17 protein-coding genes are annotated in these 18,009 nt (G+C 68.2%); 9 read left to right on the top strand and 8 right to left on the bottom strand.

From position 1 onward, the window contains the following. Window positions 1–179 precede the first annotated feature (179 nt). Window positions 180–1,436, bottom strand: a complete 1,257-nt coding sequence (gene icd, locus ABD927_RS06585) for an NADP-dependent isocitrate dehydrogenase (RefSeq protein ID WP_345247554.1) — start codon at window positions 1,434–1,436, stop codon at window positions 180–182. A 123-nt stretch (window positions 1,437–1,559) separates the two neighbouring features. On the opposite strand from icd, the gene ABD927_RS06580 reads away from it, so the two are divergent. Next, the gene (locus ABD927_RS06580; protein ID WP_345247905.1) at window positions 1,560–1,985 is read left to right on the top strand and encodes a DUF1841 family protein; all 426 of its coding nucleotides are present in this window, start codon (window positions 1,560–1,562) and stop codon (window positions 1,983–1,985) included. 57 nt (window positions 1,986–2,042) lie between these two features. Here the strand turns inward: ABD927_RS06580 and ABD927_RS06575 are convergent, their stop codons facing one another. Together ABD927_RS06575 and ABD927_RS06570 are read right to left on the bottom strand one after the other, a co-directional pair. Beyond that, complete coding sequence (locus ABD927_RS06575) at window positions 2,043–2,408, bottom strand: c-type cytochrome (protein WP_345247903.1); 366 nt, start codon at window positions 2,406–2,408, stop codon at window positions 2,043–2,045. A 20-nt stretch (window positions 2,409–2,428) separates the two neighbouring features. Beyond that, on the bottom strand, window positions 2,429–2,788 hold the full coding sequence (locus tag ABD927_RS06570; RefSeq protein WP_345247552.1) for a c-type cytochrome: 360 nt from the start codon (window positions 2,786–2,788) through the stop codon (window positions 2,429–2,431). Window positions 2,789–2,924: 136 nt separating this feature from the next. Here ABD927_RS06570 and ABD927_RS06565 point away from each other — a divergent pair, with 136 nt between their 5' ends. From ABD927_RS06565 to ABD927_RS06555, 3 genes are all read left to right on the top strand, one after another. Then, window positions 2,925–3,806: an AAA family ATPase gene (locus ABD927_RS06565; RefSeq protein WP_345247550.1), complete on the top strand. Its 882-nt coding sequence runs from the start codon at window positions 2,925–2,927 to the stop codon at window positions 3,804–3,806. A 34-nt stretch (window positions 3,807–3,840) separates the two neighbouring features. Next, window positions 3,841–5,031, top strand: coding sequence for a vWA domain-containing protein (locus ABD927_RS06560; RefSeq protein WP_345247548.1), 1,191 nt, complete (start codon window positions 3,841–3,843; stop codon window positions 5,029–5,031). A gap of 135 nt (window positions 5,032–5,166) precedes the next feature. Next, window positions 5,167–7,935, top strand: a complete 2,769-nt coding sequence (locus tag ABD927_RS06555; protein ID WP_345247546.1) for a M16 family metallopeptidase — start codon at window positions 5,167–5,169, stop codon at window positions 7,933–7,935. On the opposite strand, the gene ABD927_RS06550 is transcribed toward ABD927_RS06555, so the two are convergent. Continuing rightward, entirely contained in the window at window positions 7,925–8,848 is a 924-nt protein-coding gene (locus ABD927_RS06550) for a LysR family transcriptional regulator (protein ID WP_345247544.1), read from the bottom strand. The genes ABD927_RS06555 and ABD927_RS06550 overlap by 11 nt on opposite strands. A gap of 114 nt (window positions 8,849–8,962) precedes the next feature. On the opposite strand from ABD927_RS06550, the gene ABD927_RS06545 reads away from it, so the two are divergent. Genes ABD927_RS06545 through ABD927_RS06525 form a run of 5 tightly spaced genes read left to right on the top strand, consistent with a single transcriptional unit; the run spans window position 8,963 to window position 13,624 of the window. Next, entirely contained in the window at window positions 8,963–10,144 is a 1,182-nt protein-coding gene (locus tag ABD927_RS06545; RefSeq protein ID WP_345247542.1) for a CaiB/BaiF CoA transferase family protein, read from the top strand. Next, window positions 10,141–11,349 carry an amidohydrolase family protein gene (locus ABD927_RS06540; protein ID WP_345247540.1) on the top strand — a complete coding sequence of 403 codons (1,209 nt, stop codon included), beginning with the start codon at window positions 10,141–10,143 and terminating at the stop codon, window positions 11,347–11,349. The genes ABD927_RS06545 and ABD927_RS06540 overlap by 4 nt, the downstream gene beginning before the upstream one ends. 20 nt (window positions 11,350–11,369) lie before the next feature. After that, on the top strand, window positions 11,370–12,350 hold the full coding sequence (locus tag ABD927_RS06535) for a Bug family tripartite tricarboxylate transporter substrate binding protein (RefSeq protein WP_345247538.1): 981 nt from the start codon (window positions 11,370–11,372) through the stop codon (window positions 12,348–12,350). Between the two features lie 18 nt (window positions 12,351–12,368). Continuing rightward, window positions 12,369–12,842 (top strand): MaoC family dehydratase, encoded by a 474-nt coding sequence (locus ABD927_RS06530; protein WP_345247536.1) that lies wholly within the window; start codon window positions 12,369–12,371, stop codon window positions 12,840–12,842. Further along, entirely contained in the window at window positions 12,839–13,624 is a 786-nt protein-coding gene (locus tag ABD927_RS06525) for an enoyl-CoA hydratase/isomerase family protein (protein ID WP_345247534.1), read from the top strand. Before ABD927_RS06530 ends, ABD927_RS06525 begins: the two co-directional genes overlap by 4 nt. 22 nt (window positions 13,625–13,646) lie before the next feature. Here ABD927_RS06525 and ABD927_RS06520 read toward each other — a convergent pair whose 3' ends face one another. From ABD927_RS06520 to ABD927_RS06505, 4 genes are read right to left on the bottom strand one after another with little or no spacing between them, the layout of a single operon-like run. After that, window positions 13,647–15,155 carry an amidohydrolase family protein gene (locus ABD927_RS06520; RefSeq protein ID WP_345247532.1) on the bottom strand — a complete coding sequence of 503 codons (1,509 nt, stop codon included), beginning with the start codon at window positions 15,153–15,155 and terminating at the stop codon, window positions 13,647–13,649. A gap of 39 nt (window positions 15,156–15,194) precedes the next feature. Then, on the bottom strand, window positions 15,195–16,064 hold the full coding sequence (locus ABD927_RS06515) for an ABC transporter permease (protein ID WP_345247530.1): 870 nt from the start codon (window positions 16,062–16,064) through the stop codon (window positions 15,195–15,197). A 4-nt stretch (window positions 16,065–16,068) separates the two neighbouring features. Further along, complete coding sequence (locus tag ABD927_RS06510) at window positions 16,069–16,899, bottom strand: ABC transporter permease (RefSeq protein ID WP_345247527.1); 831 nt, start codon at window positions 16,897–16,899, stop codon at window positions 16,069–16,071. Continuing rightward, a complete protein-coding gene (locus tag ABD927_RS06505; protein WP_345247525.1) occupies window positions 16,896–17,987 on the bottom strand; it encodes an ABC transporter ATP-binding protein in 1,092 nt (363 codons plus the stop codon). The genes ABD927_RS06510 and ABD927_RS06505 overlap by 4 nt, the downstream gene beginning before the upstream one ends. Window positions 17,988–18,009: the final 22 nt, after the last annotated feature.

The raw sequence follows: 18,009 nt of genomic DNA, 5'->3' as shown, positions 1-18,009 counted from the left end.
TCGCCTCCGGCGTGCTGCCGGGCACCTCGCCGCCCATGTCGACCAGCCGGGCGCGTCCGCCGGACACCTGCAGGGCCTTCTGAATCGCCCCATGCAACTTGTCGACCACCAAGCGTGGCGGCGCCGCAGCGTCTAATACGCGCGCTGATTTTCCGGCCGGCCGCCTCGGCGGCTGCGCGCTACATATTCCCGATCACCGCCTGCCCGAACCCCGAGCACGACAGCTGGGTGGCGCCTTCCATCTGGCGCGCGAAATCGTAGGTCACGTGCTTGGAGAGTATGGTTTTTTCCATCGCCGGCACGATCAGGTCGGCCGCTTCGCTCCAGCCGATGTGGCGCAGCATCATTTCGGCCGACAGGATCTCGGAACTGGGGTTGACATAGTCCTTGCCGGCGTACTTGACCGCCGTGCCGTGCGTGGCCTCGAACACGGCCACCGAATCGCTCATGTTGGCGCCCGGGGCGATGCCGGCGCCGCCCACCTGCGCGGCCAGCGCCGACGAAAGATAGTCGCCGTTGAGATTCATGGTGGCGATCACGTCGAATTCGACCGGACGCAGCAGCATCGACTGCGCGAAGCCGTCGACCAGGCTGTCCTTGACGATGACGTCGCGACCGGTGCGGGGATTGGCGATGCGGCACGACGGCCCGCCGTCGATGGTGACCGCGCCGAACTCGCGGCGCGCGACCTCGTAGCCCCAGTCGCGGAAAGCGCCCTCGGTGTAGCGCATGATGTTGCCCTTGTGCACCAGCGTGACCGAGCGGCGGTCGTGGTCGATCGCGTACTGGATCGCCCTGCGTACCAGGCGTTCGGTGCCCTCGCGCGAGACCGGCTTGACGCCGATGCCGGAGGTGGCCGGGAAGCGCAGCTGGCGCGCGCCGAGGCGGTCTTTCAGCACCGAGATCAGCTCGATGGCCTCGGGCGAGCCGGCGGCGTATTCGATGCCGGCGTAGATGTCTTCCGAGTTCTCGCGGAAGATGACCATATTGGTCTTCTCGGGCCGCAGCAGCGGCGACGGCACGCCGCGCACGTGGCGGATCGGCCGCAGGCATACGTACAGGTCGAGCCGCTGGCGCAGCATCACGTTCAGCGAGCGCCAGCCGCCGCCGGGCGGCGTGCCGAGCGGCCCCTTCAGCGCGACCGCGAACTCGCGCAGCGCGGCCACGGTCTCGTCCGGCAGCCACACGTCCGGCCCGTAGCGCTCCGTGGCCTTGCGCCCGGCATAGACCTCCATCCAGTGGATGCGACGCGCGCCGCCGTAGGCCTTGGCCACCGCCGCGTCTACCACGGCGATCGCCACCGGGGTGATGTCGCGGCCGGTGCCGTCGCCTTCGATATAGGCAACGATGGGCTGATCGGGCACGTCGAGCGAGAAATCGGCCCTGACGCGGATGGGGGCCCCTTCGGCGGGCACCTGGATGTGCTGGTAGGACATGCGATGGGATTTCCGGCTGTGCGGGCGGCCGGCGCCGCCGTCTCTTCTGTGTGGCGACGATTATCCCGTATTCGCCGGGCCAGCGCCACGCGGCCCGGGCGGGCGCCGTACAATGAAGCCATGATCTTCAATCCGACCCGCGACCAGGTCCGCCAATTCTTCGTCGACACCTGGCGCAAGCACCGCGCCGGGGAAGTCCTCGCGCCGATCGAGGCGATGGCGCTCGACTGGATCCTGGAACACCCGGAATACCATGCCGACCTGGAACGGGGCGACGCGCTGGCCGCCGACTACAGCGTCGAGGCCGGCCGCACCAACCCCTTCCTGCATCTCTCCATGCATTTGGCGATCGCCGAACAGCTCTCGATCGATCAGCCGCCCGGCGTTCGCGCCGCCTACCAGGCGCTGGTGCAGCGCAGCGACGCCCACCAGGCGGCCCACGAGGTCATGGAATGCCTGGGACAGGTGGTATGGGAAGCCCAGCGCCTGGGCAGGCCGCTCGATACCGAGGCCTACATCGACCTCATCCGGCGGCGCGCCGGCCGCTAGCGGCCTTGCCGGGCGGCGCGGCCCGTCTGGCGCGAGCCCGCGTTGCGCGGGCCCGGCTTACTTGCGTACGGCCAGGTCGCCCGGCAGGTCGGACAGGTAGGCGGCGACGTCCTGGATGTCCTGGTCGGACAGTTGCACGGCGAAGGCGCCCATGATGGGGTTCTTGCGGATGTTGGCGCTGGGCGCGGCGTTGGTCTGGCCGCGCTGGTAGGCCCGCAGCGCGTGCACGAGGTAGTCGGGATGCTGGCCGGCCAGCTTGGGGTAGCTGGGATCGGTGGTGGTCTTGGCGTCGGCGCCGTGGCACTGGGCGCAGTTGACGCGCTGGTAGACGGCCTTGCCGGCCTCGGCCGAGCCGGCCGCCACGGCCGAAGCGCCGGCGCAGGCCAGCAGGGCGCCCGCGAGGGCCAGGGATACGCGCTTGATCGATTTCATGGTGCCCCGCCTCACTTCAGGTTGGAGTAATAAGCCGCCACATCGGCGATGTCCTGCTCGGACAGGCTCTTGGCAATGCCAACCATGGTGGGGTGCGAGCGCGCGCCGCTGGCGTATTCCTTCAGCGCGGATTCGATGTACTTGGCGTTCTGCCCCGCGATCATCGGGACGGAATACACTTCAGGAAAGCTGGCCCGGTAGCCCGGGATCCCATGACAGCCGATGCACATCGAGACCTTGTCGCGCGCGGCTTCGGCGTTGCCGGTGATGGGGGCGGGTGCGGCGGACTGGGCGGCGGCGGAGCCGACGGCCGCACAGGCGGCAAGGGCGGCCAGCGCGGGCGCGGCCCGCTTCGTTATGCTCAACTTCATTTAGAAGGCTCTTGTTGGAAGGCGCTGCAGATCGAAGAAACCGGTACCGGGCGGCAAGAGCAGGGCCTGGACCGGCCCTGGGCGCAGTCCCCTCCTCCACTCAACCCCTAATAATACATCAGGAACCCCGAACCCCATGTCCGCACCCTCTTCCTCCGCCGCGCCGGCCCGCTTCGACGGAACCGACAGCTACGTGGCCACCGACGACCTGAAACTGGCCGTCAACGCGGCGCTCACGCTCGAGCGGCCGCTGCTGATCAAGGGCGAGCCGGGCACCGGCAAGACCATGCTGGCCGAGGAAGTGGCCCGCGCGCTGGGCCGCCCGCTGCTGCAATGGCACATCAAGTCGACCACCAAGGCGAGCCAGGGGCTGTACGAATACGACGCGGTCTCGCGGCTGCGCGACTCGCAGCTGGGCGACGAACGGGTGCGCGACATCGGCAACTACATCGTGCGCGGCGTGCTGTGGCAGGCCTTCGAGGCCGACCGCCCGGTGGTGCTGCTGATCGACGAGATCGACAAGGCCGACATCGAATTCCCGAACGACCTGCTGCGCGAGCTGGACCGCATGGAATTCCACGTGTACGAAACGCGCCAGACCATCCGCGCGGCGCACCGGCCGCTGGTGATCATCACCTCCAACAACGAGAAAGACCTGCCCGACGCCTTCCTGCGCCGCTGCTTCTTCCACTACATCCGCTTCCCCGACAAGGAAACCATGCAGCGCATCGTGGGCGTGCATTTCCCCACCCTCAAGCAGGAGCTGCTGGCGGCCGCGATGGACAATTTCTTCCGCCTGCGCGAAACGCCGGGCCTGAAGAAGAAACCGTCGACCTCGGAACTGCTGGACTGGCTCAAGCTGCTGCTGGCCGAAGACATTCCCGCCGAGGCGCTGCGCAGCGGCGACCAGGACGCCTTCATCCCCCCGCTGCACGGCGCGCTGCTGAAGAACGAGCAGGACGTCCACCTGTTCGAGCGGCTGGTGCTGATGGCGCGCAACGGCCGGCGCGGGCCCTGACGCCCATGGCCTGGGCACGCCGTGGAGATCCGCGATGCTGATCGATTTCTTCTACCACCTGCGCCGGCACCAGCTGCCGGTGTCGATCCAGGAATACCTGGCCCTGCTCGAAGCCCTGGGCCGGCAGGTGATCGCGCCGTCGCTGGACGAGTTCTACCTGCTCGCGCGTATCGCGCTGATCAAGGACGAAACCCTGTTCGACCGCTATGACCTCGCGTTCGGCAGCTACTACCGCGGCATCGCGGCCGCCTTCCCGCCCGGCAAGGAGATCCCGCTCGACTGGCTGGTCAAGCGCTTGGCGCGCGACCTGTCCGATGCCGACAAGGCGGCCATCGAGAAGCTCGGCTGGGACAAGCTGATGGAACTGTTCCGCCAGCGCCTGGAGGAACAGCGCGAACGCCACGAAGGCGGCAGCAAGTGGATCGGCACCGGCGGCACCTCGCCCTTCGGCAACGGCGGCTACCACCCCGAGGGCATCCGGATCGGCGGCGATGACGACGGCCGCGACCAGCGCGAACGCGGCAACGGCGCGGCGCGCGCCTGGGACGCGCGCAGCTTCCGCGACTACGACGACGGCGTGGAACTCGGCACCCGCAACATCAAGGTCGCGCTGCGGCGCCTGCGCCGCTTCGCGCGCGAAGGCGCCGAACACGAACTGGACCTGGACGGCACCATCCGCCAGACCGCGCGCAACGCCGGCTGGCTCGACCTGCGCATGGTGCCGCAGCGGCGCAACGCGGTGAAAGTGCTGATGCTGCTCGACGTGGGCGGCACCATGGACAGCCACGTGCAGCGGGTCGAAGAGCTGTTCTCGGCGGCGCGCAGCGAATTCCGCAACCTGGAAGTCTTCTACTTCCACAACTGCCTGTACGAGTGGCTGTGGAAAAGCGGCCGGCGCCGGCACGCCGAGCGCTTCCATACCTGGGACGTGCTGCGCACCTACAACCCAGACTGGCGGCTGATCTTCGTGGGCGACGCCACCATGAGCCCGTACGAGATCCTGCAGCCCGGCGGCTCGGTGGAATACAACAACGCCGAGGCCGGCGCCGCGTGGCTGCAGCGCATGACGGCGGCCTTCCCGCGCTTCGCCTGGCTCAACCCCGAGCCGGAGGGCCTGTGGAATTACCGCCAGTCGGTCGACATCATCCGCCGCATCGTCCAGGGCCGGATGTATCCGGTCACGCTCAGCGGGCTGGAACAGGCCATGCGGCTGCTGTCGAAATAGCGCGGCCGGCCGCACGCCGCCCAGGGCCGACGTGCCGGGCGTAACATAACGCGGCCTGCCGGCGGGAACACCGGCGCGAGTCCGCACTCCAAGCTCGATCCCGCCGCCGACCAGCAGCCCTTACAAGAAGCCCAAATGACCAAGCCGCTCCCGCCCTTCGCCTACGGTTTCCGCCGCTTCGCCACCCGCGCCATCCTTCCCGCCGTCCTGCTGCTGCCTGCCGTCCAGGCCCAGACGCCGCCCGCGCCGCCGGCCGGCGTGGCCGAAGTCACCGCGGTCGAAGGCATCACCGAATACCGTCTCGACAACGGCCTGCGCGTGCTGCTGGCGCCCGACCAGTCCAAGCCCACCACCACCGTCAACATGACCTACCTGGTGGGCTCGCGGCAGGAGAACTACGGCGAGACCGGCATGGCCCACCTGCTGGAACACATGATGTTCAAGGGCACGCAGACCCAGCGCAACGCGCTGGGCGAGTTCTCCCGCCGCGGCCTGCAGGCCAACGGCAGCACCTGGACCGACCGCACCAACTACTTCGCCAGCTTCGCCGCCAACGACGACAACCTCGACTGGTACCTGCGCTGGCAGGCCGACGCGATGGTCAATTCGCGCATCGCCCGCGAAGACCTCGATTCCGAGATGACCGTGGTGCGCAACGAGATGGAAAGCGGCGAGAACAACCCGTTCCGGGTGCTGATGAGCAAGATGATGGCCGCCGCCTACCAGTGGCACAACTACGGCAAGACCACCATCGGCGCCCGCTCCGACGTCGAAGGCGTCGACATCGACCGCCTGCGCGCTTTCTACCGCACCTACTACCAGCCCGACAACGCGGTGCTGATCGTGGCCGGCCATTTCGACCCGGCGCGCACGCTGGCCACCATCGCCTCGGCCTTCGGCCCGCTGCCGCGGCCGACGCGCGCGCTGCCGCGCCTGTACACGGTGGAGCCGGTGCAGGACGGCGAGCGTGCCGTGACGCTGCGCCGCACCGGCGGCGCTCCGCTGCTGGGCGCGATGTACCACATCCCGCAAGGCGGCCATCCCGACTCGGCCGCGATGGAACTGCTGTCCGGCATCATGGGCGACGCGCCGTCGGGCCGGCTGTACAAGGCGCTGGTGGAGTCCAAGCTGGCCTCCGACACCTTCGGCTTCACCTTCGACATGTACGATCCCGGCGTGGCGATGTTCGGCGCGCAGCTGCCGCCGGGCCCGATCCAGGACGCCACGCGCGACCTGCTGCTGACCACGCTGGAATCGGCCAGGACCGAGCCCATCACCGCCGAGGAACTGGAACGCGCCCGCACCAAATGGCTGAAGGACTGGGACCAGGCCTACAGCGATCCGCAGCGGGTGGGCGTGTCGCTGTCGGAAAGCATCGCCCAGGGCGACTGGCGCCTGTTCTTCCTGGAGCGCGACCGCGTCCGCGGGGTCAAGCTGGCCGACGTGCAGCGCGTGGCCGAAAGCTATCTGCTGCAATCCAACCGCACGCTGGGCAGCTACGTGCCGACCGAAACGCCGCAGCGCGCCCCGCTGCCGCAGCCGGTCGACCTGGCGGCGGCGCTGAAGGGCTATCGCGGCGACCCCGATTTCGCGCAGGGCGAGGCGTTCGACCCGACGCCGGCCAACATCGACGCGCGCACCCGGCGCACGACGCTGAAGCTGGACAACGGCCCGGTCGAACTGGCGCTGCTGCCCAAGCAGACCCGCGGCAAGGTGGTCAACGCACGGCTGATCCTGCATTTCGGCGATGCCGACAGCCTGCGCGGCCAGCGCGACGTAGCCTACGCCACCGCGGCGCTGCTCGACCGCGGCACCGCCAGCATGACGCGCCAGCAGATCGAAGACCGCTTCGACGCGCTGCACGCCAGCGTGGGCTTCGGCGGCAGCGCCACCGACGTCGGTGTCAGCATTTCCACCACGCGCGACAATCTCGGCCCGGCGGTGGAGCTGGCGCTCGACGTGCTGCGCAACGCCAGCTTCCCCGACGACCAGCTCGACGAATTCCGCCGCGGCGAGCTGACCGCGATCGAAAACGACCGCCAGGAGCCGGTGGCGGTGGCGCGCCGCGCGCTGGCGCGCAACGGCAATCCGTGGCCGGCCGACGACCTGCGCTACGTGCCCACCTTCGACGAGAAAGTGGCCATCACGAAAAGCCTGAAGCGCGACGACCTGGTGGCCTTCCACCGGCGCTTCTACGGCGCCGGCAACATTTCCTTCGTGGCGGTGGGCGATTTCGACGCCCAGGCGGTGCAGCAATCGCTGGCGCGCGGCCTGCAGGGCTGGCGGCAGGCGCCGGCCTACACCCGGGTGGACGACCCGTACCGGCCGATCCCGCCGAAGCGCTTCGACCTGTCGCTGCCCGACAAGGCCAACGCCTACTATTCGGCCACCCAGCCGGTGCAGATGCAGGACACCGCCCCCGACTTCCCGGCCGCCTACCTGGCCAACTACCTGCTCGGCGGCTCGGAAACGTCGCGCCTCTGGACCCGGGTGCGCGAACGCGAGGGCCTGTCGTACAACGTGCGCAGCGCGCTGTCGGTATCCTCGTTCCTGCCGGTGGGCAACTGGACGATCTACGCGATCTATGCGCCGTCGAACCGCGCCCGGCTGGAAACGGCGGTGAACGAGGAGATCCAGCGCGCCTTGCGCGACGGCTTCACCGCCGACGAGGTCAAGGACGGCGTCGCCTCGCTGCTGAACCTGCGCCGCCTGGCGCGCGCGCAGGACCGCACGGTGGTGCGTACGTGGTCCGACTACATCGAACTCAAGCGCAGCTTCGCCTACTCGGCCGAGCTGGACCGCAAGTTTGGGGCGTTGACGGCCGGTCAGGTGAACGAGGCGCTGCGCAAGTACCTGAAGCCCGGATCGTTCAGCACGGCGGTGGCCGGCACATTCAAAGAGTAGCGGGGAACGACGCCGGCGCCTTGCCGGCGCCGGCGAACAGTTCGATGATCGTCTCGGCCGCGCGGCGGACCACCGGCATGCGCTCGTCGGCGCGCCAGGCCACGCTCAGCGTGAACTGTTCGACCACATTCCTTACCGGCACGAATTTCGCCCCGTGCACTGCCAGATTGGCCAATGAACGAGGCACCAACGCCACGCCAAGGCCCGACGCCACCAGCCCCACCATGGCATAGACGTCGTTGACGTACTGCGACACTCGGGGAATGAAATCGGCCCTGGCGCAGGCGCGCTGCACGAGCAAGTTCACGTTATTGGGCGTGCTGGACGAGAACATGATGAAACGCTCGGTGGCCAGTTCTTCGATGGCGATCGACTTGCGCTTCGCCAGCGGGTGTACATCCGGCAGCGCGCACAACATCGCATCGTCGATAAGGTGCACCGCCGTCAGCCCCGCGCTTACGACAGGCGGACGGACCAGGCCGATGTCGAGCGCGTTCCCGACCAGGTCTTCTTCGATCTCACGGGCGCTGCCGTACTGCCTGAGCTGGGGCTCTACCGCCGGCAAGCTCTGGGTGAGGTGGCGCACCAGCCGGGGCACGATCGTGATGCTCGCGGAACTGACGAAGCCAATGACCAGCCGGCCGCCCTGACCGGCGGCTACCAGCCGCGCGGAATGGACGCCCAGATCCATGATCTGGACGCCGCGCCGTACTGCGTCGTACAAGACGCTGCCGGCCGCGGTCAGGCGCACGCCTTGGGTGGAGCGATCGAAAAGGCGGATGCCCGTGTCTTCCTCCATCAGCCGGATCTGCTCGCTCAATGGCGGCTGCGACATATTCAGCCGCGCCGCCGCCCTGCCGAAGTGCAGTTCTTCCGCAACCGCCAGGAAGTACCTAATACGCTTCAGTTCCACCACTGCCCTCGAATTCTGTTCCGGTCATTCGAATTTCGTATCAGTCTATCCTGAAAACAGTATTTCACGAATAGCGATGCTGCCTCGAGAATGCGTGCACCAACGAGGCAGCGAATGACTTCACCAGCGAACTCTCCCTCCGGCCCCCTGCACGGACTCAGGATTCTCGACCTGAGCACCGTCGTGATGGGCCCATATGCATCCCAGATCCTGGCCGACCTCGGCGCCGACGTCATCAAGCTGGAGCCCCCCTCCGGCGACCAGACGCGCTACTACAAGCCACAGCGCGGCACCGGCATGAGCGGCCTGTTCCTATCCTTGCACCGCAACAAACGCAGTGCCGTCCTCGATCTCAAGACGGAAGAGGGACGCGAGCAGCTGTGGCGGCTCGCGGCCAGCTGCGACGTGGTGCTCCACAACTTCCGCCCCAAAGTGGCCGAACGGCTGGGCGCCGGCTATGAACGGCTGAAAGCCGTCAACGACCGCATCATCGTCTGCAAGGCCTATGGATTCGGCTCGGGCGGCGCAGATGCAGACAAACCCGCCTACGACGACGTCATCCAGGCCAGGTCGGGTCTCGCGGCCATGTTCGCCAAGGTCCAGGGCACGCCCCAATACGTACCGGCCATGATCTGCGACAAGGTTGTCGGCCAGATGATCGCCATTGCGATTCTGGCCGCCTGCCACCAGCGCGCCGTCCGCGGCATCGGCGCCGAGGTGGAGGTCCCGATGTTCGAAAGCATGGTGGCCTTCAACCTGGCCGAAAACCTCGCCAGCGCCACTTTCGATCCGCCGCTGGGCGAAATCGGCTGGGCCCGCAACGTCAGCCCGATGCGCAAGCCTTTCCGCACGCTCGACGGCTACGTATGCCTGCTGCCGTATTCCGATCGCAACTGGCAGGACTTCCTGGCCTACGCCGGACGCCCCGAGATCGCGGCCGATCCGCGCTACGCCACGCTGGCCGACCGGGCGCTGAACATCGACGACCTGTACCGCATCGTCGAGGCCTTTGCCGCCACTCGCAGTTCCGCGGAACTGCTCGAATTCTGCGAGCGCCGCGACATTCCCGCGGCGCCGGTGCTGGCCATGGAAGCGCTCTGGGCGGACCCTCACCTGGAACAGGTCGGCATGCTCCTGTCGGCCGACCATCCCACGCAAGGCCGCTACCGGCTCTGGCGCAGCCCGATCCGCTTCGCCGGCCACGACTGGCAGTTGCGGCACCACGCCCCCCAGCTGGGGGAACACACTCAAGAAGTACTTGAGGAACTGGAGGAAACGGGAGCAGACAAACCATGAAAATCATCCGCAACGCAAATCTCCATGCCCCCGAACCGCTAGGTCTGCGGGACATCGTCGTCTGTTCGGGCAAGATCGCCGCCATCCATCAATGCGGCGTGACCACCGGCGGCCTGGAATGCGACGAATACGACGCCGGCGGCGACATCGTGTGCCCCGGCTTCGTCGACAATCACGCCCACGTGCTGGGCGGCGGGGGCGGTTTGGGCTTCAGCAGCCGCGCGCCGGAGCTCCAGGCGTCGCAACTGATCAAGGCGGGCATCACCTCCGTCATCGGCATGCTCGGCTTCGACGCCACGTCCAAGAACATGGCCGCGCTGGTGTCCAAGACAAAAGCACTGCGCGAGGACGGCGTATCGGCCTACTGCCTGACCGGTGCCACGCTGGAACATCCCGTCCCCACGCTGACCGGCATGATCCGGACCGACATCGCGTTCGTGGACGAGATCATTGGCGTTGGCGAGATTTCCATCTCCGAACTGGGATACGGCTACGACAGTTTCGGCGCCGGCGCCCAGTACGTGGCCGAGGCGGCCGTCGCCGGCCTGCTGGCAGGTCGGCTCAGCCGCAAGGCAGGCTATCTGTGCCTGCAGGTTCCCCCATACCTGAGCCAGGTGCTCAAGCCCATGTTCCAGGTCGTCGAGAAAACGGGCATACCGATCACGCATTTCATCCCCTCGCACGTCAACCAGACCGACGGCTACATGGAGGACGCCGCGGAATGGGGCCGACGCGGCGGCTGGGTCGACATTGGCGCCAATTATTCGCCCGAGAACAATTACGCCCGCGCGACGCTGCCCAGCGAGGCCTACCGGCGCCTGCTGGAAGCCGGCGTGGGCGCCGACCGGATCCTGATCAGTTCCGATGGCAACGGGGCGCCCCCTAAGGAAGAAAAGGGGGAAAACAAGCCGCGGGTGGCGAACTACATGCCGATGCGCAATCTGCACCGGGCACTGTGCCGCATTATGGATGAAGGGATAGCCGAACTGCCGCAGGCGCTGGCGGCCGTCACCAGCAACGTGGCGCGGGCCACGGGTCTGACGCAGAAGGGCCGGCTGGCTCCCGGATGTGACGCCGACCTGTTGGTGCTGGACCGGAACCTGGGCATACGCAGCGTCTTCGCGATGGGACAAGCCGCGATGATCGACGGCGAACTGCGGCGGCGAGGCATGTTCGACCGGATCCTGCTCGACGAACTTTCATGAACCTCTGGAGGAGACCAGAAATGCACAACAAGATTTCGATTTCAACAATCCGGCGCGCGCTGGGACTGGCCACGCTGCTGGCGCCGCTGGCCGCCGGCGCCGGCGGCTTCCCGGCCAAGCCGGTCCAGATCGTGGTTCCGTTCGGCGCTGGCTCGATCACCGATGTCGTGGCGCGCGTGATCGCCGAGCACATGCGCGAAGGACTCGGCCAGCCTGTGATCGTGGAAAACAAGCCAGGCGTGGGCGGCATAGTCGGCGCGGCCAACGTCGCCAAGGCGCCGGCTGACGGCTACACGCTGCTGTTGGGCTCGAACTCGACCAACGCCATCAACCAGAGCCTGTTCAAGAGCCTGCCCTACGATCCGATCAAGGACCTCGTCCCGGTGTCGATGGCCGGAGAGATCCCGGCGGTCATGATTGCGCGGGCCGACCACCGCGCGAACACGCTGCAAGACGTCGTGGACCTGGCCAAGGCAGCGCCCGGCAGGCTCACGTTCGGTATCGGCAACACGACCAACCGGGTGGCCGGCGAAATGCTCCAGAAGGCAGGCAAGTTCGAAGCGGTCATCGTGCCGTATCGCGGCGAGCCTTACGGCCTGACCGATCTGCTGGGCGGCCAGGTCGATTTCATGTTCCTCAATCTGCCAGTGGCCTATCCTCACTTGCAGACGGGCAAGGTCAAGGCCATCGCACTGACCGGAGTGCGCCGCGTGAGCGCGATGCCGTCCATACCGGTCGCAGGCGAAACACTGGCCGGCTTTTCAATGCCCGACGGCTGGCTGGCCTTCTTCGCGCCGGCGGGCACGCCGCCGCAAATCATTCGCCGCCTGAACGAGGAAATCGTGGCGGCGCTCGACGACGCCGAGGTCAGGAAGCGGCTGGAAGCCACCGGCGGGTATGTCGTCAAGTCGAGCACGCCGGACGAACTGGGCGAGCGCGTAGCCAGCGACGCCAAACGGTGGGCCGATCTCATCAAAGCCGCCAACATTCCGCTGCAATGACCGATGTCCGGAGCGACGATGAGGCGTGATTTCACACTGCGGGAACTGGCGGCGTGCGCCGGACGGGAAGTGGCCGTCGGCGATTGGCACCTGGTCACCCAGGAACAGATCGATCTGTTCGCGCGGGCGACGGGCGACTTCCAATGGATACATACCGACCCGGTGCGCGCACGCGCCACGCCGGCGGGCTCCACCATCGCCCATGGCTACCTGACCCTGTCGATGCTTTCCCGCTTCAGGACCGACGCCATCCGCGTGACCGACGCCGCGCACAGCGTCAACTACGGCCTGAACCGCGTACGCTTCACCGCGCCCGTGCCCGTGGATCACCGGATCCGCGCGCGCTTCACGCTGGCGTCGGCCGCTTTTGCGGAGAAACAAGCAGCCTGGCAGTTCGAATGGCTGTGCGTCGTGGAAATCGACGGCTCGGCCCGGCCAGCCTGCGTAGCCGAGGCTATCTCCCTGTACTATCCCGCGACGCCATCGCCATGACGACATCCCCATACAGCCACCTGACACTCGATCGCGCCGACGGAGTCGCCATCCTCACGCTGAACCGCCCCCAGGTGCGCAATGCCATCGACGACGCGATGCGCGAAGAATTGCTCCAGGCGCTGCACGCCGTAGGCCGCGACGACCAGGCGCGCGCCTTGGTGTTGACCGGTGCCGGCCCGGCTTTCTGCGCCGGCGGCGACATCTCGGCCATGCGGCAACGGCTGGCGCTGCCGCCCGGGCGACAGGCTTTCTCGACGTGGCAGCGGCAGACGCGCACCATGGAGAGCATCCGCGCCTTGATGGACCTGGGCAAGCCGACGGTGGCGGCGCTCAATGGCGTGGCAGCCGGCGTCGGCTGCGACATGGCGCTGGCCTGCGATCTCGTCGTGGCGGCCGACTCCGCCGCCATGATCTTCAGCTACGTCGCGCGCGGCCTCGTCCCCGATGGCGCCCTGTACCTGCTGCCCCGGCGCGTCGGCCTGTCGCGAGCCAAGGAACTCATTTATTCCGGCCGCCGGGTGGACGCGGCCGAATCCCTGTCGATCGGACTGGTCGACAAGCTCGAAACGGCGGAAACGCTGTTGCCCGCGGCGATCTCCTGGGCAGCGTCCCTGTGCAAGGGCTCTCCGACCGCGTTGGCGCTGAGCAAGAGCATCCTGAACCAATCCCTGGACGCGTCGGCCACGCACATTTTCGATCTCGCCCGGCATGCGCAGGCCCTATGCGCCACCAGCGCCGAGCATGCCGATGCGGTCGGCGCCTTCCTGCGCAAGCCTTGAACCGGACCTGCCTCAGCCGCGCTCAGTTCAACCGGAGCCGGTCGATGTCGAGCGGGAAATCCTCGACCAGCCGGCGGATCCGCCAGAGGTGGCCGAGCACGTCGCGGTGGCTGTCGCGCAGCGCGGCGTGGTCGGCCTGCACCGCGGCGCGGGCCGCGTCGGCGCGGCGGTACAGCGCTTCCTCGTCCAGCGAGACGAGCCTGCCGCCCTCGACCACCACCCTGCCGCCCGCCACCACCGTATGCACGTTGCGCCCCGATTCGCCGTACACCAGCTGGCGGACGGCGCTGTGCAGCGGGCGGTAGGCGGGGTTGCGGGTGTCGATCAGCACGACGTCGGCGCGGCGGCCGACCTCCAGCGTGCCGACCTCGCCTTCGAGTCCGAGTGCCCGCGCGCTGCCGAGCGTGGCTGCCCGGAAAGCGCGGCGGGCGGCGCGCTGTTCGCCGTCGCCGTCCTGGTACGCCAGGAAGATGGCGAACATCTTCATCGCCTGGAAGATATTGTGCGCATCGCTGCAGCTGCAGTTGTCGGTGCCCAGGCCGACGTTGACGCCGGCCTCGATATAGGAGTGGACCGGCGCCACGCCGTCGAGCAGCTTCAGGTTGGCCACCGGGTTGCTGGCCAGGCTGGCGCCGGCGGCCGCCATGCGCTCGATTTCGTGGGGTGCGATCCAGATGCCGTGCGCCACCGTCAGGCGTTCGTTCAGCAGCCCCACGCGGTCGAGCAGCGCGATCATCGAGCCGCCGTCGCGCTGGTGCCGCAGCCGCGCCAGCACGGCCTGGGCGCGGGCCTCGTACACATGGGTGAACACGCGCAGGCCGCGTTGCGCCGAGGCGTCGCGGACCCAGCCGAGCAGTTCCTCGCTGCAGCGCTCCGGGGTCGATGGCGCCAGGGCCCAGCTCAGTCCGTCGCGCGCGCCGGCGTCCATCGCCGCCAGCACCAGCTCCTGCATCGCCCCGGGGCTGATCGGCGCCGCGAACCGCTGCGCGATCCCGGCGGGCAGCTGTTCGCGCCAGAACGGCATGGTGTCTATCGTCGGCCGGTCGCCGATCTGCAGCGCCAGGCAGACCCTGAGCCCCGCCTCGGCATAGGCCGCTGAAACGGCGTCGACGTGGGCGCGGTTCGGCCCCACGATGGTGACCATGTCCTGGACCGTGGTGATGCCGCCCAGCAGGCATTCCGCCGCCCCCAGCGCGGTGCGCAGCGCCACTTCGTCGGCGCTGCGCGGCGGGTAGTACGACGGAAAGCTGTGCAGGCTCCATACGTCCAGCGGCCATTGTTCGAACAGGCCGCGCAGCAGCACGTCGTGCGAGTGGTAGTGGGCGTCGACGAAGCCGGGCACGGCCAGCATGCCTTCGCCGTCGATGCGTCGATGTGCGACCGCCGCCGCGCGGCTGACGGCCTCGGCGCCGCGCGCGGCGATCCGGCCGCCGTCGAGGAACAGGTCTTCGACGGCGGGGTCGTCCAGTTCGGACACCGGGTCCAGCAGCCGGCTCCCCTGGATCAGCAACGGCAGCGGTGTATCTGGCATTCCATATCTCCGTCCAATTCCATGGCGCCACGCGCCACCTCAATCGTGCGAACCTGCGCCGCCTCCATCCAGGATGCGGCGGATCCGGCTCCGCCGTTCCGCCCGCATCGCCCCCTGGGGGGCGCGCGAAGCGCGTAGGGGGGCGGCTTTCCTGCCCAGCAGTTCCCTGGCGAACAGCAGCAGCGTGGAAAGCAGCAGCAGCAGGACCGACACCGAGGCGATGACCGGGTCGAGGTTCTCGTTCAGGCCGTCCCACATCATGCGCGGCAGCGTGTAGACCGTGCGGCTGGACACGAACAGCGTGATGAGCAGTTCGTCCCAGGAGTGCAGGAAGGCGAAGATCCAGCCCGACAGCACGGCCGGCCAGACGCTGGGCAGCACCACCCGGCACAGAGCCGCCAGCGGCGGCGCCCCCAGCGAGCGCGCCGTATGGAACAGGCTCGGCGCGGTGGCAGACAGCCCCGCCAGGCACAGCACGAACGCATAGGGCAGGCCGACGATCACGTGCGCGGCGATGACGCCGGCATAGGTGTCGATCAGCCGGGTCGGCACGTAGAGCTTGTACAGCCCGAGCGCGGTGACGATGGGCGGCACGACCATGGGCATGACCGCCAGCGCCGTGACCATGCGCGTGGACAGCCCCCGGTTCAGCCACACGGCGCTGGCGGCCAGGAAACCCAGCGCGGTGGCCAGCGTGGCGGAGCTGGCGCCGATCAGCAGGCTCTGCGCGGCAGCCGCCAGCCAGTCGCCGTCGGCGAACAGGCTGGCGTAGTGCTGCAGCGACAGCGATTCGCTGGGCAGCGACAGCGTGCGTTCGTCGGTGAACGATACCGGAACGATGACCAGCAGCGGCAGCACCAGATAGATCAGGAGCGCCACGGTGCAGAGCCTGGCAACGCGTTGCAGCATGGCGTCAGCCTCCGTAGCGCTGGCGCAGCGCCGGGATGCGCGCGCCGATCGCGAACAGGCAGCCCACGGCGGCCAGCAGCACCGCGGCCAGCATCGTCCCCAGGCCCCAGCGCAGCGTGGAATTGATCTGCACCTCGATGTATTCGGCGATCATGACGGTCTTGCCGCCGCCCAGCACGGCGGGGATCACGTAGAAGCCGATCGAGGTCACGAACACCAGCACCGCCGCGGCCGCCACGCCGGGCAGCGTGAGCGGCGCGAACACCTCCAGCATGGCCCGCGTCTCGCTGGCGCCCAGCGTGCGGGCGGCGCTGACCAGCCGGCGATCGATGCCGCGCATCACGGAATAGATCGGCAGCGTGGCCAGCGGGATCATGACATGCACCATGCCGATGACCACGCCGACGTCGTTGCGCATCAGTTCGAGCGGCATGTCGACGATGCCGGCCGCCATCAGCGCCTGGTTGACCAGGCCGTTGCTGCGCAGCAGCGTCACCCAGGCGAAGGCGCGGATCAACACCGACGACCACAGCGGGATCAGCACGCCGGCCAGGATCACCGTCTGCCAGCGGCGCTGGCCGTGGATCATCGCGAACGCGATCAGGTAGCCGAAGGCGGTGGCCAGCAGCGTCACGATGACGCCGATCTGCGCCGTCTTCAGGAAAATGGCCTGGCTCGCCCGCGACTCCAGCAGCAGCCGGTAGTTGCCCAGCCCCGGCTGCGGATCGGTCACGCTGATGGCCAGCACCGCCGCCAGCGGCACCAGGAACAGCACGGTCAGCACGGCAACCGCGGGCCAGGCCAGATAGGCCGTGGAAGCGCCACGCCGGCTCATGCCGCTTGCGCCGCGATCAGGTGGCCGGCGCTGGCCGGCCAGGACAGCGTGAGCGGCTGGCCGACGTCGAACCGGCGCTGCGCGCCGGCGGCGCGCAGCCGCACTTTTTGCAGGCCGGCCGCGGTATCGACTTCCAGTATGCGGTCGAAGCCCTCGAAACAGTCGGAGACCAGCCGGCCCCGCTGGACGTTGACCGCCGCGCCAGGCGCCGCCGGCGATTCGCCCGCCTCGACCGATTCGGGCCGCACGCACAGGACGGCCTTGTCGCCGGCGCAGAACGGCCGCCCGGGGTCGACCGGCGCGAACAGCCGGCCGCCGTCGGGCAGCGCGCAAACCGCCACGCCGTCTTCGACGGCCGACACCGTCACCTCGAACAGATTGGCCATGCCGACGAAACGTGACGCGAACAGCGTGCGCGGCCGCAGATAGATGTCCACCGGATCGCCCTGCTGCTCCACGCGGCCGCCGTTGAGGACGACGATCTTCTGCGACAGGGACAAGGCCTCTTCCTGGTCGTGGGTGACCATGACGAAGGTGGTGCCGGTGGAACGATGGATCTCCTTCAGTTCGGCCCGCAGGCTTTCGCGCAGTGCGCGGTCGAGCGCGCTCAGCGGTTCGTCGAGCAGCACGATCTCGGGATTGAACGACAGCGCGCGCGCCAGCGCGACGCGCTGCTGCTGGCCGCCGGACAGCTCGGCCGGCTTGCGCCCGGCAAAGGACTCCAGCTGCACCAGCTGCAGCATGCGCCTGACCGCGCGGTCGATGTCGGCCGCGCTCCAGCCGCGCATGCGCAGCGGAAAGGCGATGTTGCGCGCCACGGTCATCGTGGGGAACAAGGCGTAGCCCTGGAACACGACGCCCAGCCCGCGCTTCTCGGGCAACACCCCCACCAGCGAACGGCCGTTGAGTTCGATCTCGCCCGAGGTCGGCTCGATGAAACCCGCCATGCACATCAGCAGCGTGCTCTTGCCCGAGCCCGACGGCCCCAGCAGCGTGGTGAAGCTGCCTTTTTCGATCACCATGTCGACGTCGTCGAGCGCTTTGACGACGCCATACCGCTTGCTCAGCTTTCTTACGACTAGGCTCAAGTTCTTCGGTCCCGTTGCGGCA

The sequence above is a fragment of the Pigmentiphaga soli genome (assembly GCF_039541095.1).
Classification (GTDB): Bacteria; Pseudomonadota; Gammaproteobacteria; order Burkholderiales; family Burkholderiaceae_B; genus Pigmentiphaga; species Pigmentiphaga soli.
This window is presented reverse-complemented; position numbering and strand designations above follow the sequence as displayed.

Bases quoted from the DNA above. Each gene is read 5' to 3' on its own strand.
- ABD927_RS06545 (WP_345247542.1), top strand. From the start codon at position 8,963: ATGACTTCACCAGCGAACTCTCCCTCCGGCCCCCTGCACGGACTCAGG.
- ABD927_RS06555 (WP_345247546.1), top strand. From the start codon at position 5,167: ATGACCAAGCCGCTCCCGCCCTTCGCCTACGGTTTCCGCCGCTTCGCC.
- icd (WP_345247554.1), bottom strand. From the start codon at position 1,436: ATGTCCTACCAGCACATCCAGGTGCCCGCCGAAGGGGCCCCCATCCGC.
- ABD927_RS06530 (WP_345247536.1), top strand. From the start codon at position 12,369: ATGAGGCGTGATTTCACACTGCGGGAACTGGCGGCGTGCGCCGGACGG.
- ABD927_RS06570 (WP_345247552.1), bottom strand. From the start codon at position 2,788: ATGAAGTTGAGCATAACGAAGCGGGCCGCGCCCGCGCTGGCCGCCCTT.
- ABD927_RS06560 (WP_345247548.1), top strand. From the start codon at position 3,841: ATGCTGATCGATTTCTTCTACCACCTGCGCCGGCACCAGCTGCCGGTG.
- ABD927_RS06510 (WP_345247527.1), bottom strand. From the start codon at position 16,899: ATGAGCCGGCGTGGCGCTTCCACGGCCTATCTGGCCTGGCCCGCGGTT.
- ABD927_RS06525 (WP_345247534.1), top strand. From the start codon at position 12,839: ATGACGACATCCCCATACAGCCACCTGACACTCGATCGCGCCGACGGA.
- ABD927_RS06565 (WP_345247550.1), top strand. From the start codon at position 2,925: ATGTCCGCACCCTCTTCCTCCGCCGCGCCGGCCCGCTTCGACGGAACC.
- ABD927_RS06520 (WP_345247532.1), bottom strand. From the start codon at position 15,155: ATGCCAGATACACCGCTGCCGTTGCTGATCCAGGGGAGCCGGCTGCTG.
- ABD927_RS06540 (WP_345247540.1), top strand. From the start codon at position 10,141: ATGAAAATCATCCGCAACGCAAATCTCCATGCCCCCGAACCGCTAGGT.
- ABD927_RS06515 (WP_345247530.1), bottom strand. From the start codon at position 16,064: ATGCTGCAACGCGTTGCCAGGCTCTGCACCGTGGCGCTCCTGATCTAT.
- ABD927_RS06535 (WP_345247538.1), top strand. From the start codon at position 11,370: ATGCACAACAAGATTTCGATTTCAACAATCCGGCGCGCGCTGGGACTG.